Raw genomic sequence first — 15,702 nt, forward strand, 5'->3', positions numbered from 1 at the left:
TTTTCATCCGGATTGCGCCCCTCAGAAAGGCAGCTTGTAGAGGTTCACCGCATTGTCCTGCAGCACCTTCTTCTTCACTGCAAAGTCATAGCCGCCCAGCACATCGGTCAGATGCGCCTGCACGCCCGGATAGAGCGAGGTCGGATGCGGGAAATCGGTTTCGAACATGACCTTGTCGACGCCGATCGTTTCCAGCAGCAGCTTGGGCGCGACCTTCTCGAACCAGAAGGTGACCCAGAAATGGTCGCGGAAATATTCCCACGGCCGCTTGTTGAGCAGGCCGACCTTGCTCGGCAGCATTTCGTCGAACTGATGCTCCAGCGCCTCGATCGCGAAGGGCACCCAGCCCGCGCCGCTTTCGATCAGGCCGATCTTCAGCTTGGGATGACGGTCCAGGCGACCCGACACCATCCAGTTGCCCAGCGTCGCGGCATTGCCGATCGAGAACATGGTCGCGACCACCGACAGCGTCTGTTCAAAGCCGAAGCCGTCCCAGGTGAGCGTATTGGGGTCGATCGCCGCATTGAGATGGAAATTGAGCGGCAGGCCTTCGGCCTCGCACATTTCCAGGAAGGGCGTCCAATAATCATTGAGGAAGCTCGGCACGCCGACGCGCTCGGGCGTGTCGGGCAACACGAAGCCGCGCAGGCCCATGTCGACGCAGCGCCGTGCTTCGGTCTCCATCGCCTTCTGGTCCCAGAATGGCAGATGGGCCATGTTGAAGATGCGTTCGCCCGACACCTGCTGATATTCGGCCGATGCGTCATTATACATCTGGATGATCGCGACCGCGAGGTCTGGGTCGCCCAGCGACATCAGCGATCCGGCCTGGGTGACGCCGGAATTCTGGAAGCCGATCTGGGCATAGATGCCCATATCGTCCATCGCCTGCAGCCGTTCCTTGATCAGATGGCCACCCGGATGCGCCTGCGCCAGCTTGGGGAAGGCAAGACGGCCGAGCAGCTTGTTATTGTCGGCGCGGATGACGTTGCCGCCCATCGACCCGAAATTGCGGTCGCCCACATACCAGCGTTCGACGCCGTCGGCGTCCTGCTTCACATAGGGCACCTTGGCCTTGTACTTGGCCGGCGCGCGCGAGGTGAAGAGGTCCGGCGCTTCGGTGATATGGGTGTCGGTATCGACGATCTTGATGCCGGCCAGCGACGGGTCGAGCCCGCCCGACTGGGTGCTGTAATCGACCTCGCGGATGACGCCGCCTTCGGTATAGCCTTCGGCCGACCAATATTTGCGGGCGGCCTGGGCGTCGGCGACGTCCTTGTCCTTCACATCAGCCATGCTTCACCTCCAGCGCGCCCTGCCAGCTGGCGGATTCGAAGATCGGCTGGACGGAGGCGGCCGGCGACTGTTCCTCGACCGAACGGCGGACCGCTTCGCTGAGCGTGCGCTGCAGGCCGGCGGCATCGATCTGGTCGGACGGTTCATAGACGAAGCCGATCGCCAGCGGCTGGCCGTCGGGCATGTGGGGCAGCAGCATGGCGGTGACGTCGGCGATCGAGCCAAAGCCGGCAAAGCCGCTGATATGGCCCTCGTCCCGGCAGCGCTGCACCTGGCCGGCGACATCGGCGAAGACGAACTTGCGCTCCTGCGGCGCTTCGGCATTGAGGCGACGGATCAGGCCGTCGCGGCGCGGCTGCTGCACGGTCGAGAGCATCAGCAGACCGGCGGCGGAGTCGGTCAGCCGTTCCTGGCGGCCACCGGCCAGGCCGTTATTGGCCGAGGTGCGCAGCGCCTTCTTGCCAGCGCGCCAGTGAACGATCTGGATGTTGAGGCCGACCATGCCGAACACAGCAATGCCAAGGCCCGTCTGGGCCGACAGGCGATCGATCAGGCCGTTGAGGACGCCATCGCGCACCATGCGCGGCTGGATCGCGGCACCCAGCATCGCAGCGCGCGGGGTCGGCGAATAGGCGCGCGAACCCGGATCCTTGTGGAGCAGGCCCAGGTCGACCAGGCTCGACAGCAATTCGGACGTGCTCGACTGCGGGCGGTCGAAGCGGCGGACAATGTCCATCACCGTCGCCTGCGGATGATCCTCGTCGAAAAATTCCAGTACCTCGACCACGCGCTTGGCGATCTTCGCCTTGTTGGACTCGGTCTTGGCTACCCTCGGCTTATGGGACTCGATCAGAGCCATGGTTCCTCTCCTTCGTTATTGAACATGGTTGTTCACTAACGCCGGGAGGCTGTCAACAAAAAATGAGATGCCCTCGTTTATGTGATATTCTCTGTCTCATTCTCCGTTTCCGGCGACATATTCGCAAACAGCGCCTGAAGCGCACGGCGATCGGTCTTGAGCGACGGGGTGCGCGGCAAGTCCCTGACGAACAGCCATTTTACCGGAACATGGGTGGCGGGGAGATGCTGGCGCACATGCGTTTCCAATGCTGCGACGGCGGGTGCAGCAAAATCGGTGTGAAGCCGGATCGCGGCCGCCGGCACTTGCCCCAGCCGGTGGTCCGCCATGCCTGTCACCGCCGCTTCGGTGACGGCCGGGTGCAGCATCAGCGCGCGTTCGATCGACTCGGGCAGCAATTTGAAGCCGCCGCGGATGATCGCGCCGTCCGCCCGGCCGCGCAGGAACAGGAAATCATCGGCGTCGATCAGGGCGATGTCGGACGTGCGAATCCAGTCCGGGCCGATTCGCGGCGCAATGACTTCCAACAGACCTTCGGTGTCGGGTGGTAGCGGGACGCCACTATCTGGATCGACGACGCGTAGCTCAACACCCGGCATGGCGCGGCCAACCGACCCGATCTTGCGGGCGCCCCATTCGGCATGGAGCGCGGCGGTCATCGACGCTACCGGGCCGGCGAACTCGGTGGCGCCATAGGAGAGCAGGATGGGAATGCCGTAGCGCGCCTCGAACGCCTGCTGCACGCCGGGATCGAGCGGCGCCGCGCCGCAGCCGATCGCGCGCAGGGAAGCGAGGTCTTCGGCCGCTATGTCGGCGTCCAGCACCGCCTGCACGCTGGCCGGCGGCAGGCCGCCATGGCTGGGCCGCCAGCGCCGCACATGGGCATGCCAGGCGCTGAGCGAGAAGCGCTCCAGCAGCTCGACCCGCTGCCCGCGCAGCAGCATCGGCAGCGTCGAATAGAGGCCGGTGATGTTGCCGAGCGGGAAATAGAGGAGAAAGGGGGCCGCGGCCTGGGGATCGTCCGTTTGTTGCCGGGTCAGCGGGGTCGAGAGGAAATGCCGTTCCAGCAGCGCATAAGGCACGGAGAAACTTTTCGGCGGTCCGGTGGTGCCGCTGGTCAAAATCTCGATCTGCGGCGCGGCCGGGCCCTGACGCTGCTGAACTTCTGGCGAGGCATATTCATGACCCGGCAGCGCAGCCGCGGCCATGCCGTCGATCGCGACTGCCGCGATGCCTTCCGTCGCCAGCACGGCCCGGATCTCCGGCCCGATATCCTCGGCAAAGGCGACCAGCGCGGCGGGGGCCATCCGCGTCAGGTCGCGGGCGATCGCGGCGTCCGACTGAAAGGCATAGATCATGCGGATCGTCCGCCCCTGCGCAATCAGGCCCAGCAGCGCGGCGAGCGCCGCCGGTCGATTGCGCGCAACGAAGGCGACCGGGGCATCCGCCGCAATGCCGCTCGCATCCATTGCCGCATCGATCTCTTCGGCTACTGCGCGCAGCGCTCCCCAAGCGATCCATTCGCCCTCATAAAGGATCGCTGCCTGATCGGCGGGCCGTTGCAGGGCGGCGGTGGCGAGCGCGCGCAGACTGGGGTGATCCGTCTCCATGGCGCGATATTGCGGCAGGGCGCGGCGCTGGTCAGCCATTGTCCGCAACGCCCTGGCGATCAGTGCTGCGGCCGCCTTTGCCGCGCTTCGGCCCGGTCCTACCCTGCCGCCCATGCCCGGCCCTGCCGCCCTGATCGACCCCGATGGCCTGACGCTCCCCTGGACCGGGGATGCGCAGCCCTATGGGCTGGTCGATCTCGACCGCGCGCCGCGCAGCGATGCGCCGTTGCACCTGCCACCCTTTCCCTTGCTGGGGATCGGCGACCCGACTCACCCGCTTGCGTCGCGGCTTGATGCGCTGATCGAACTGCCGGTGTCGCTCGCCACGATCACGCAGCAGATCATGGCGCAGCCGGAAGCGGCGCGGGTGCTGGTACAATTGCTGCGGTTGATCGACGGGCTGGACCCGGCCCAGGCGCTCGTCGCGGAATCGCTCGCTTATGGCCTGCTTCAGGGCAGCGCCGGCCATGCCCGCTGGCTGGCCGCGCAAGTCCCCGCGCCTGCGCAGGCACCCGGCGCCATCAAGGTCGATCGGGATGGCGACCGGCTGGCGATCCTGATCGATCGGCCCGATGCCCATAATGCCATCGACCGCGATCTGCGCGACGGGCTGCGCGCGGCGTTCGACATTGCTGCGCTCGATCCTGACATCACCCATGTCTGCCTGCGCGGCGCCGGGCGCAGCTTCTGCACCGGGGCTGACCTTAGCGAATTTGGCACCACGCTCGATCCCGCCGCCGCCCATGATATCAGGATGCAGACGCTGCCCGCCCATGCGCTGCTGCGCTGCGCGGATCGGCTGTCGGTCCATGTGCAGGGTGGCTGTGTCGGCTCCGGGCTCGAAATGGCGGCCTTTGCCAGGCACATCACAGCCAGCGCCGATGCGTGGTTCCATCTGCCCGAACTGGCGATGGGGATCATTCCTGGCGCAGGCGGCTGCGTCTCGCTCAACCGCCGGATCGGGCGTCAACGCGCAGCACTGATGATCCTCTCGGGCAAACGGATCAACGTCCGCACGGCGCTAGGCTGGGGTCTGGTCGACACGATCATGGACGACTGATCCGGCGATCCACGTCATCGCGACATCCTCCGCCCCTAGGCGGTCTCGTGCCTGCGCCCAGGGACGATCCAGCAGGCACAGGTCGGCCGGCGCGCCGACGACCATGCTGCGTTGCCGGCGCAGATCCAGCGGATCGGCGAGATAGAGGGCGAGCGCCGCCTCGGGCGTCAGTGCCTCGTCCTGCCCGATCACCGCACCACCAGCCGTTTCGCGCGAAACCGCCGCGCGCATCGCCGCCCAGGGATCGGCGACGCCATAGGGCGCGTCGCTCCCCGCCGCCAGCACCAGCCCGGCGCGGGCGAAGGCGCCCAGCCGATAGAGCAAGGGCCGTTCGCGCGGTTCGACATCGCGCAGATACTGATCGCCGCGCTCGGCGATGAAATGCGGCTGGCTCACCACCTGCACGCCCAATTCGACCATCTGCTCCAGCAGCGCATCGGGGGTGATGCCGGCATGTTCGATCCGGTCGCCCGGCCGCGCGCCGGCCTGTGCCAGCGCGGCGAGGGTGAAGACAAGTTCGGTCTCGGTCGTGCAATGGCTGGCGATCGCCCGGCCCTGATCATGGGCTGCGCGCAGGAAGGCAACGCACTGGTCGAAGTCGGGCAGGGCATTTTCATGCAGATGCAGCTTGGCCGGGCCGACCGCGATGCCCGGCGGGGGCGGCGCATCCCCCAGCGCCAGCGTGCCGGCGGCAACCAGATGCTGCGGCAGACGCGCGGCTGCCCGCTCGGCGGCGAACCAGGCAAGGCTCGCGCCGTCATTGCCCGGCGACATGTCGGTAACGCCGGTGACGCCATGGCGGGCCAGTTCGCGCCCCACCGTGTCGAGGGCCGGCGGCGTGCCGCCCAGCACCCGGCGCAGCCAGCCATCCTCGTCGAACAAGCGTCCGGTCCAGCGCCCGTCGATCCGCTCCAGCCCCGGCGGCGGCGCGTCCAGCGTCAACAACAGCTCCAGCGCCCGGCTGTTGAGCAGCCACATGCGCCCCGACCGATGCTGGATGCGCACCGGCCGTTCGGCTTGCCATCGGTCGATCGTCCGCGCGTCGGGCAGTCCGGCGACGCTCTCATGATAGCCGATGCCGCGCAGCCAGCCCTCGCCAGGCTGGCCCAGCGCGGCGGCCAGATCGGCTTCGCTGGTCACGGCCGGCGGTCCGCAGGGCAGCGAGGCGCGGGCAACGGCATGGGCGGCGAGATGGATATGATGGTCGTGCAGGCCGGGCAGCAGGGCGCCGCCGTGCGCGGCGACCACAGGCTCGCCGGGGAGCGTGGCGAGCACGCCGATCGCCGCGACCCGTCCGTTGGCGATGCGCAGGTCGGCCCGGCCCACGCCCCATAGTTCGGCGTCGCGGATCAGCATAGCCAGGCCGCATTATCCTGCCCCAGCGCCGCGACCGGTCCCGTGGTTCGCGCCGCCATGGCGGGAAAGGCAAGGCCCTCGGCCTCGGCCCAGCGTTGCAGCGTCGCGGTAAAGCCGGCCGCATCACGCGCCCGTTCCCAGTCGATCGCCTCGGCCACCACGGTGCTCATCGACAGCAGCAGATGCGCGCCTGTGCCTTTATGCCACTGTGCCAGCGCCAGGTGGGCAGCATGGATTCCGGTCATCGGGTCGGCGCAGGCGTCGCCGCCAAAGCCGATCCGCCGGCGCGCCTGTCGCAATGCGGCGCTCAGCCCACCGGCGACGCTGCAATCATCGCCAAAGCCGATCCAGTGGACCGCGTCGCCCTCCGCGCCATGGCCGGTGATCGTCACCCAGACCAGCCCCGGCACGTCGCGCACCAGCGCATCGGCATCGATCCCCAATTGCGCCAGCGCGCGGGGGCGGGCGGCCGCGATCACCATGTCGGCGCGGCGGATCAGCGCGATCAGAGCCGCCCGATCCTCCGCGTCGCGCAGGTCGATCGCGACATTGGCCTTATGCTGGTTCAGCCGCGCGAACAGCAGCGGATCGCCCGCGCGCATCCGGTCGGGCCGGTTGCGGCTCTCCACCTTGACGACCTGCGCGCCGGCCAGCCCCAGCAGATGCCCGGCCAGCGGACCGGCCCAGAGCGCCGACAGGTCGATCACCAGCGGCGGCCCGTCGCGCATCGGCCGCTCACCCCCTGTCACCATCAGGCGGCAGGTGGGGCTGGCGGGCACCTCGTCGATCGCCGCGATCGCGAGGCCCAGTTGACGCCCCTGTGTCACGATCGCGCTGGTCTGCGCAGTAGCGAAAGCCGTGACAATATCGCTGTCACTTTCGATGCCGACATCGCCGAACAGAGCCGGCATCAAGTCCCGGTCGTCGGCCCGTGCCAGGGTCAGCGCGACCTGTCCGTCGATCGTGTCGTAGAGCCGGCATCCACCCCCGGCCGAGCGCCGCCCCGGTATCGAAAAACCGTTCAGCGCCGCCCGCTCGCCCAGCAGTTGCGCGCCGCTCAAACCCGCCAGCGCCGGCGTTCCCGCCATCGCCCGGATCGCCTCCAGTTGCGCCTCGGCCCAGCCGGCAAGCGGCAGGGCGAGAGCCATGTCAGGCTGCGAACAGCTTCTTGATTTCCCGGCGGAGGAGCTTGCCCATTTCATTATAGGGCAGGCTCTTAGCAAAGAGCACGCGCTCGGGCACTCGCGAAGAACGCAGCCGGGCGCGGATGACCTGCTTCAGCTCCTCGTCGGCCGGCGCCGCATGGCCGTCGCGCACGACCACCATCAGGCCGACCGCCTCGCCCCATTCGGCGGACGGGATGGCGACCGCCGCCGCTTCGGCGATGGCGGGCAGGGCCAGCATCACATCCTCGATCTCGCCGGGCGAGATATTCTCGCCACCGCGCACGATCACATCGTCGGCGCGGCCCGACAGGAACAGATAGCCTTCGGCATCGATATAGCCGGCGTCGCGGGTCGGGAACCAGCCATCGGCATCGAGCGCGCTGCGCTCGCGATATTCGCCCGACACCTGGTCGCCGCGAACATAGATTTCGCCCGGCTCGCCGGCGGGCAGGCAACGGCCATCCTCGTCGCGAATCTCGATCTCGACCGTCGGCAGCGGCCGGCCGACTGACGCCAGCCGGGCGCGGGCGGCGGGATCGGTCGCGACATGGGCGGCGCGATGCTCGTCCGGCCCCAGCAGGGCGACCGTCGAGCTGGTCTCGGTCAGGCCATAGGCATTGGTGAAGCCGGTATTGGGAAACAGATCGAGCGCGCGCTGGATCAGTTCCAGCGGCATCTTGCCGCCGCCATAGGCGACCGCGCGCAGATTGCTGAGGTCGGGGCGGACACCCTTGTCGACCGTCTCGATGATGCGCGACAACATGGTCGGCACTACAAAGGCATTGCTCGCCCGCTCGCCCGCCGCCAGGTCCAGCCAGGCGGCCGGATCGAAGGCGGGGAGCAGCAATATGCGGCGCAGCGCATAGATAGAGCTGAGCAGGGCGGCGATGCCGGCGATATGATAGGGCGGCACGCTCACCAGCGCGGCATCCTCTTCCGGCGCGGCGCCGAACTCGACCGTACCCAATATATAGGACACCAGATTGGCGTGGCGCAGGATCGCTGCCTTGGGCGCGGCGGTGGTGCCGCTGGTGAACAGCTGGATGGCGACGCCATCGCCTTCGTCCGCCTCGGTCGGCGCATCGGCCGCAGCGTCCAGCGCGGCGGTCACGAAGTCGGCCCGCGCCAGCACCTTGTTGTCGGCCGAGGGGCAGAGCCGTTCGACCCGCGCGACATCGCCGACGATCAGCGCCGGCGTGATCCGCGCCAGCAGTGCGGCGAGGTCGGCGTCGGCCAGCCGATAGTTGAGCGGCACATAGGGCACGCCGGCGATCGCCGCGCCGAACAGCGCCATCGCCGCCGCCTCGCTGCTTTCGTCCAACAGCGCGACATGGCTGCAGCCACTGTTCCGGATCAGCGCGGCGGCGCCGCGCGCGCCGGCCAGCAGCCGGGCATAGCTCCAGCGCTGGCCGTCACAGACCAGGCCGATGCGGTCGGGCGCGGCATCGGCCGCCATTTCGAGGAACAGGGCGATGTTCATGGGATGGGCGTCAGTCCGAAGCGGGCAGGGGCTTGGCGTCCTTGGGGCTCAGCGCCACGCCGTCGACCGACAGCGAACCCTTGCCCGGCTTGACGCACAGCAATTCGAAATTGCCGGCCGGATCGACATAGCGCTTGCCCATCAGCGTGCCGGCGCTGAAATCGGCGGCGGGGGTGCCGACCGCTTCCGGCTTGGCCTCGCCCATGGCGCTGCCGCCGCATTCGATCGTGCCGGCGCCGCTGCGGATCACCATCACTTCGGTGTCGCACAACGCGCTTTTCAGTTTCGTACCCGGTTTCATATCATTCCTGCCTTCCAGTCCCCCGACGTCCGCCCCTTCAGGCAATAGCGCCGCTGGCCTTCCATTGTTCAATCTGGTCCCACTCGACGCCCAGTTCCATCAGCACCAGTTCGGTATGCTCCGACGCCTGGGGCGACCGCGTGGTCTGCACCGGCTGGCCGTCAAACTGCACCGGCCCGCGCACCAGCCGCAGCGGCGCGCCACCATCGGCGCCCTCCACCTCGATGATCATGTCGTTGGCGATGGCCTGCTCGTCGGTCAGCAGATCCTTGAAGCTCTGGATCGGCGCCCATTGCCCCTTCATCGTCTTCAGATGCTCGCGCCAATAGGCGAAGGGCTTCGCCCCGAAAGCCTTGACCAATATGTCGCTGGCCGCGCCGGCATTCTCGATCAGCGCCAGCACATCCTTGAAACGCGGATCGTCCTCCGCCTCGGGCACGCCGACATGGGCGAAGGTGTCGGCGATCAGGCCGGTTGGGCTGACCATGCACAGGTTGATCGTGCCGCCGTCCGAGGTGCGGAAATTGCCCATGAAGGGGTTGCGCAGCGACCCGCCGGAACTCGGCATGCCGTTGCGGGTCAGGATGTCGGTCTCCATCACCTGCGCGATCAGCGCGCCCGATGCCCACCATGCGCTCGACAGCAGCGAAACGTCCAGCTCGACCGCCTCGCCGGTCTTTTCGCGGTGGAACAGCGCGCCGGAAATGCCGCCGGCAATGAACATGCCGCCGATGGAATCGCCAAAGGCTGGAATGCCCTGGGTCAGCGGGCCGGGCAGTTCCTCGGGCGTCATCGCATGGGCAACGCCGCTGCGCGACCAGAAGCAGGTGCCGTCGAAGCCGCCGACCTCGCGCTCGGGCCCCTTGTTGCCCAGCGCGCTGCCACGGGCATAGATGATGTTCGGATTGACCGCGCGGATATGCTCGATGTCGAACTTGTTCTTCTGCCGCACCTGGGGAAGATAGTTGGTCAGGAATACGTCGGCGCTCTTGGCCAGCTCATAAAGCACGGCCTGGCCTTCCTCCGTCGACAGGTCGATGCCGACACTGCGCTTGCCGCGATTGGGATGCTCGAACAAGGTGTGGCGCAGCGGGTCGAGCTGGACCCCGCCCATGTTCAGGAACCCGCGCTGCGTGTCACCGCGCACCGGATGCTCGATCTTGATGACGTCCGCGCCCCAGTCGGCCAGGATCGCGCCGGCAGCCGGCACATAGGTGAACTGCGCCACTTCCAGAACGCGCACCCCCTTCATCACCTGGGTCATAAAATCAGCCATCCCCTCATTCGCCGCATGATGCGACCTGTTGGAGAAAGGGTAGAAGCTGCGCCGGTCGCCGCAAGTCCGGCGGGCCTGCTATCGCTATCGCGATGCGCCCCGGCCCCCTAGCGCCGCAGCGATATTGCCGGCGTCGGCTGGGTCATGGGTTGAGCCGCCTTGTTGCTGTGCCATAGCCGGTCCGAAAACAGATGTGGGAGACATGCCATGAAACTCGACTCTTCCCTGTCCGCCGTGGTGACCGGCGGTGCGTCGGGCCTGGGGCTGGCGACGGTGCGGGCGCTGCGCGAAGCCGGCGTGAAGGTCGCGATCTTCGATATCAACGAGGATAGCGGCCAGGCGATCGCGGCGGAGGTCGGGGCCACCTTCTGCAAGGTCGACATCATGTCGGAAGACAGCGTGCTCGCGGGTTTCGACGCGGCACGGGCGGCGCAGGGGCAGGAACGCATCCTGGTCCATTGCGCGGTCGTGTCGAAGGGAGGCAAGACCGTGTCGAAGGACAAGGAAACCGGCGGCTTCAAGCGCATGTCGACGCAGGATTATGCGATCTCGGCCGAAGGCGTGCTGGTCGCCAGCTATCGCATCGCCTCGATCGCGGCGCTCGGCATGGCGGCGCTCGACCCGCTGGAGGATGGCGAGCGGGGCAGCATCCTGTTGACCTCCAGTGCTGCGGCGCAGGATGGGCAGGTCGGCCAGGTCGCCTATGGCTCGCTGAAAGCTGGGGTCAACGGCATGGTGCTGCCGATGGCGCGCGACCTGATGGAGCTGGGGATTCGCGTCAATGCGCTCATGCCGGGCATCTTTGCGACGCCGCCGATGCTGCGCTTCAAGGATATGAATCCGGCCATGTACGAAAGCCTGAACAACAGCGTCCCCTTCCCCAAGCGCCTTGGAAAGCCCGAGGAATTTGCCGGGCTGGCACTGGAGATCACGCGCAACAGCTACATCAATGCCCAGCTGTTCCGGATCGACGGCGCGATTCGCTTTCCGCCGCGCTGAATCACCGGGGCTACGTCCATGGGACGAAGAGGCCGCGTTCCATATGGACGCGGCCTTTTGTCTGCCCGCTCAAGCCGCTGTTCGCACGTGCAAAAATAAATACTAAGCTAGGTTGACATTATCGCCGGCAATAGCTAACCTAGCTTAGTGTTAAGGGGATATAGTTCCCCGACCCGTTTTTAGTTGAAGAGGTTGTGCCATGACTCGTTTCGCCAAGATCGCCCTGTCGCTCTCTCTCGCCGCTGCCGCCCTGCCGCAGGTTGCTGCCGCCGGCGAAGCCGTCCAGATCAGCGCGGCCACCGCTGCCGCCGACTACAAGGGCAAGATGCTCTACACCGCCAGCGGCGATCGTCTGGCCGCCATTTATCGCGTCGCGGCCGATGGCAATGCGCAGATCATCCTCAACGGCAAGATGGTGAATGTTCCGGCGTCCAGCCTGACCGCCGCCGACGGCAAGCTGACCACCAGCCTGTCGAAGAAGGATCTGCTGACCGCGCACTAAGAGATCGCCGGGCGCGGCCTCCCCTGCGCCGGCCGATAGCGAATGGGCCGCCCCATCACAGGGCGGCCCTTTTTTATGTCCGGGAAGGGTGGGGCGCCGGGACGGCGGCGGCCTTCAGGGCTTGACGATATTTTCCGAAATCGTGTCGAGCAGGCTGTTGAGGCGCTTCAAATCCTCGGCCGAGAAGCCGGCAAAGGCGACCTCCTCATTCTCCTGCGCGATGCCCGACAGCTGCATGGTGATCGCCTGGCCGCGCTCGGTCAGGAATACGGCATGGGCGCGCCGATCATCATCCTTCTGCCGCCGCTCCAGCAGGCCGTCAGCGCAGAGCCGGTCGATCAGCCGTCCGGCCGATGCCTCGGCCATTTCCAGCAGATTGGCGATATGGCGCTGGGTCGTGCCGGGATAGCGCGCGACCGCCGCGATCACCGTCCATTGCGAGCGGGTGACGCCCAGTCGCACCACGCTCTGGTCGAAATGTGCGCGCAGCTGACGCGCGATGATCGTCAGCTTCATCGTCGCGTTGCGCATCAGCGCCGGCGGGTTGTCGGCGAGTGTCTTGTCCTGCAGGCTTTCCATTGTGCGCGCAGCATAGCGCCATCGCGGCGAAACGAAAGCAGCCTCCTCCTGTTCGGCGCAGCGCGGCGGCCGGACGATCCGATCAGACACGTTCGATGATGATCGCGGGCGCCATGCCCCCAGCCGCGCACATGGTGATCAGGGCATAGCGACCGCCGCTGCGCTCCAGCTCGTCGAGCGCGGTGCCGATCAGCACCGCCCCGGTCGCGCCGATCGGGTGGCCGAGCGCGATCGCGCCGCCATTGGGATTGAGCTTGGCGCGGTCGACGCCCAGATCGCGGATGAATTTCTCCGTCACCACGGCGAAGGCTTCATTGACCTCGAACACGTCGATGTCGGCCACGGTCAGGCCGGCCTTGGCCAGCACCTTGCGCGCGGCCGGGACCGGCGCGTTCAGCATCAGCGTCGGATCGTCACCGACATTGGCGGTCGCGACGATGCGGGCGCGGGGCTTCAGCCCATGGGCGTCGGCATAGGCTTTAGAGGCCAGCAGGATCGCGGCCGCGCCATCGACCACGCCGGACGAGGTGCCGGCATGATGCAGCGGCTCGATCGCCAGATCGGGATATTTCTGGTTGATGAGCTGGCGGAAGGTCGGCCCATCCTGGCGCGAGGGCATGTCCATGAACGCGGCGAAGGCGGGTTTCAGCCCGGCAAGCTGCTCGGCGGTGGTGTCGGGGCGGGGATATTCCTCATGGTCCAGCACCACGCTGCCATCCTCGTCATGCACCGGCACGGTCGACCGGGCGAAGCGACCTTCCCTGAGCGCGATGCCGGCGCGGCGCTGGCTTTCGGCGCCAAAGGCATCCAGCTCTTCACGCGTGATCCCTTCCATCGCGGCGATCGCATCGGCGGCGACGCCCTGGTTCGACTGGGGATGCTTGTCCTGCAACCGCATATTGCCGGTGCCAAGGCCGCCAGCGGCCTTCACGCCCGCTTCGCGCAGCGACTGGCCATACCAGGTGACATAGGACATCATCTCGGTCCCGCCGGCGATCACCAGATCCTCCATCCCCGACATGATCTGCGCTGCGGCCAGGTTGGTGGCGGTGAGGCCGCTGCCGCAGAAGCGATCCAGCGTCACCCCCGACGCCTTGACGTCATAGCCCGCATCGAGCGCCGCCATCCGGCCAAGGTCGCCGCCCTGCAGCCCCATCTGCGCGCTGGTGCCCCAGATGATGTCGTCGACATCGGCGGTGTTCAGATTGTTGCGATCCTTCAGCGCCTTCAGCACCGCCACCGCAATATGCTGCGGGTGCATGTGCGACAGCGCGCCCTTGCCCATCTTGCCGATGCTGCGCGGGGTGCGGACGGCATCAATGATATAGGCGTCGGTCAAGCATCTTCTCCCGGTCTCTTTTGCCGCAGGCGCGGCTCTCGCATCCTATCGCATGGAAGCGGGACGGCCCCCAATCGCACAGGCGATTGATCGCGCGCGGATTGGCCTGCGTCGCCCGGCTGGTGCAGGCTGGGCATGCAGATGATGAGGAGGGAGACGGATGGCGCAAGGCGAAGTCGCGCAGGCGACGGGCGGCAGCTTCGCGCCGCTGCGCGAACCGGTGTTCCGCCGCATCTGGACCGCCAGCCTCCTTTCCAATTTCGGCCAGCTGATCCTGGGCGTTGGCGCGGCTTGGGAAATGACGCGGATGAGCGCGTCGCCCAGCATGGTAGCGCTGGTGCAGACCGCGCTGATGCTGCCGCTGATGCTGGTGACATTGCCCGCCGGCGCCTTTGCCGACATGTTCGACCGCCGCCGGATCGCGATGAGCGGCCTGGCCTTTTCCATGGCCTGCGCCGCGCTGCTGACCTTCCTGGCCTGGACCGGCCACAGTTCGCCCTGGATGCTGCTCGCCTTCTGTTCGCTGATCGGCGCCGGCGTCGCGCTTTATTCGCCGGCCTGGCAGGCGTCGATCAGCGAACAGGTCGGGCCGCGCCTGCTGCCCGCCGCCGTCGCGCTGGGCACGATCAGCTATAATGTCGCGCGCAGCTTCGGCCCGGCGCTGGGTGGCATCATCGTGCTGGCGGCCGGCGCCCATGCCGCCTTTGCGATCAACGCCATCTGCTATCTGCCGCTGTTCCTCGCCTTCTTCGTCTGGCAGCGGCGTCATGTGCCCGCGCGCCTGCCGCCCGAACAATTCCACCGGGCGATGGTATCGGGCATGCGCTATGCGCTGCATGCCGGCGCGATCCGCACGGTGCTGCTGCGCGCTTTCCTGTTCGGACTGGCCGGCGCGTCGGCGTCCGCGCTGGCACCGCTGGTGGCAAAGGATCTGCTGGGCGGCGATGCCAGCATCTATGGTCTGTTGCTGGGCGCCAGCGGGGTGGGGGCCGTGCTGGGGGCACTGTTGGTCGGGCCATGCCGCGATCGCTTCGGAACGCAGCGGACGACCGCCGTGCTGGCGCTGGTCAGCGGCATCGCGCTCGCGCTGGTCGGGGTCAGCCGCCATGTGCCGCTGACTTGCCTTGCACTGCTGGTCGCGGGCGGCGCCAATATCCTGACCATCGCCTTGTTCAACGTGTCGGTGCAGCTGTCGGCGCCGCGCTGGGTGACGGCGCGGGCCTTGTCGCTCTTCTCCTCGGCGCTGACCGGCGGCATCGCGATCGGCGCGCTGCTCTGGGGGCTGGTGGCGCAACATTGGTCGGTCGATGTCGCCCTCTATGGATCGGGGCTGGCACTGGCCATATTGCCGTTGCTGGGCTGGCTGCTGCCACTGCCCGAAACCAGCGAGGCGGATGTCGAGCCCTTCATCATTGCGGGCGAACCGGAAGTCGGCATGGCGCTCACCCGTCGTTCCGGCCCGGTCATCATCGAGATCGACTATGATGTCGATCCCGACCAGGCGCGCGATTTCTATGCGGCGATGGTGGAGGTGCAGCGCACCCGCATGCGCAATGGTGGCTTCAACTGGTCGATCGCGCGCGACATCGCCAATCCCGCGCTGTGGACCGAGCGCTATCAATGCCCGACCTGGGGCGATTATCTCCATATGCGCGATCGTTTCACCCAGGCCGACAAGCTGGCGCAGCAGGTGGCGCGCGCCTTCGACCGCAAGGCGGGCGAGGTGCGGGTGCGGCGGCGGCTGGAGCGGCCGTTCGGATCGGTCCGCTGGCGTGCGGACTCGCCCGATCCGCGACAGGATACGATCGGATATCTTGGCCCCTGAATGCGGCGCGGCAACGCCGAGGCGATGAGTCAGCCGCCAGCCGCTTATCTGCGC

Annotated in this window: 14 protein-coding genes; 4 read left to right on the top strand and 10 right to left on the bottom strand. The window is 67.2% G+C overall.

Translation table 11 applies throughout. The annotated features are described in order from the left end of the window. Nucleotides 1-21: 21 nt before the first annotated feature. The 3 genes from AC0KVN_RS18230 to AC0KVN_RS18240 form a co-directional block, all read right to left on the bottom strand. A complete protein-coding gene (locus tag AC0KVN_RS18230) occupies nt 22-1,296 on the bottom strand; it encodes an amidohydrolase family protein (RefSeq protein WP_435568614.1) in 1,275 nt (424 codons plus the stop codon). Continuing rightward, on the bottom strand, nt 1,289-2,155 hold the full coding sequence (locus tag AC0KVN_RS18235) for a helix-turn-helix domain-containing protein (RefSeq protein ID WP_004209457.1): 867 nt from the start codon (nt 2,153-2,155) through the stop codon (nt 1,289-1,291). Before AC0KVN_RS18235 ends, AC0KVN_RS18230 begins: the two co-directional genes overlap by 8 nt. Nucleotides 2,156-2,232: 77 nt before the next feature. Further along, nucleotides 2,233-3,804 (bottom strand): class I adenylate-forming enzyme family protein, encoded by a 1,572-nt coding sequence (locus AC0KVN_RS18240; protein WP_435568613.1) that lies wholly within the window; start codon nt 3,802-3,804, stop codon nt 2,233-2,235. Between AC0KVN_RS18240 and AC0KVN_RS18245 the strand changes: the two genes are divergently transcribed. After that, a complete protein-coding gene (locus AC0KVN_RS18245) occupies nt 3,764-4,825 on the top strand; it encodes an enoyl-CoA hydratase/isomerase family protein (protein ID WP_435568612.1) in 1,062 nt (353 codons plus the stop codon). The two genes, AC0KVN_RS18240 and AC0KVN_RS18245, sit on opposite strands and share 41 nt — an antisense overlap. On the opposite strand, the gene AC0KVN_RS18250 is transcribed toward AC0KVN_RS18245, so the two are convergent. The 5 genes from AC0KVN_RS18250 to AC0KVN_RS18270 are packed head-to-tail and all read right to left on the bottom strand — an operon-like array spanning nt 4,787 to nt 10,392. Further along, a complete protein-coding gene (locus tag AC0KVN_RS18250; RefSeq protein ID WP_435568611.1) occupies nt 4,787-6,181 on the bottom strand; it encodes an amidohydrolase family protein in 1,395 nt (464 codons plus the stop codon). The two genes, AC0KVN_RS18245 and AC0KVN_RS18250, sit on opposite strands and share 39 nt — an antisense overlap. Then, nucleotides 6,175-7,329, bottom strand: coding sequence for a CoA transferase (locus AC0KVN_RS18255; protein WP_435568610.1), 1,155 nt, complete (start codon nt 7,327-7,329; stop codon nt 6,175-6,177). The genes AC0KVN_RS18250 and AC0KVN_RS18255 overlap by 7 nt, the downstream gene beginning before the upstream one ends. Before the next feature lies 1 nt (nt 7,330). Then, nucleotides 7,331-8,827 carry a class I adenylate-forming enzyme family protein gene (locus tag AC0KVN_RS18260; RefSeq protein ID WP_435568609.1) on the bottom strand — a complete coding sequence of 499 codons (1,497 nt, stop codon included), beginning with the start codon at nt 8,825-8,827 and terminating at the stop codon, nt 7,331-7,333. Between the two features lie 10 nt (nt 8,828-8,837). Next, nucleotides 8,838-9,128, bottom strand: a complete 291-nt coding sequence (locus tag AC0KVN_RS18265; RefSeq protein WP_435568608.1) for a hypothetical protein — start codon at nt 9,126-9,128, stop codon at nt 8,838-8,840. 37 nt (nt 9,129-9,165) lie between these two features. Then, a complete protein-coding gene (locus AC0KVN_RS18270; RefSeq protein WP_435568632.1) occupies nt 9,166-10,392 on the bottom strand; it encodes a CaiB/BaiF CoA transferase family protein in 1,227 nt (408 codons plus the stop codon). 219 nt (nt 10,393-10,611) lie between these two features. On the opposite strand from AC0KVN_RS18270, the gene AC0KVN_RS18275 reads away from it, so the two are divergent. Beyond that, on the top strand, nt 10,612-11,403 hold the full coding sequence (locus AC0KVN_RS18275; protein ID WP_435568607.1) for an SDR family oxidoreductase: 792 nt from the start codon (nt 10,612-10,614) through the stop codon (nt 11,401-11,403). Nucleotides 11,404-11,602: 199 nt separating this feature from the next. Next, nucleotides 11,603-11,905, top strand: a complete 303-nt coding sequence (locus AC0KVN_RS18280; protein WP_004209466.1) for a hypothetical protein — start codon at nt 11,603-11,605, stop codon at nt 11,903-11,905. Between the two features lie 114 nt (nt 11,906-12,019). Here the strand turns inward: AC0KVN_RS18280 and AC0KVN_RS18285 are convergent, their stop codons facing one another. Next, nucleotides 12,020-12,484 carry a MarR family winged helix-turn-helix transcriptional regulator gene (locus tag AC0KVN_RS18285; protein ID WP_004209468.1) on the bottom strand — a complete coding sequence of 155 codons (465 nt, stop codon included), beginning with the start codon at nt 12,482-12,484 and terminating at the stop codon, nt 12,020-12,022. An 82-nt stretch (nt 12,485-12,566) separates the two neighbouring features. After that, the gene (locus tag AC0KVN_RS18290) at nt 12,567-13,823 is read right to left on the bottom strand and encodes an acetyl-CoA C-acetyltransferase (RefSeq protein WP_483656250.1); all 1,257 of its coding nucleotides are present in this window, start codon (nt 13,821-13,823) and stop codon (nt 12,567-12,569) included. 160 nt (nt 13,824-13,983) lie between these two features. Here AC0KVN_RS18290 and AC0KVN_RS18295 point away from each other — a divergent pair, with 160 nt between their 5' ends. Beyond that, on the top strand, nt 13,984-15,648 hold the full coding sequence (locus AC0KVN_RS18295) for an MFS transporter (RefSeq protein ID WP_435568605.1): 1,665 nt from the start codon (nt 13,984-13,986) through the stop codon (nt 15,646-15,648). The last annotated feature ends 54 nt before the right edge of the window (nt 15,649-15,702 follow it).

The sequence above is a fragment of the Sphingobium sp. SG1 genome, from assembly GCF_057063145.1.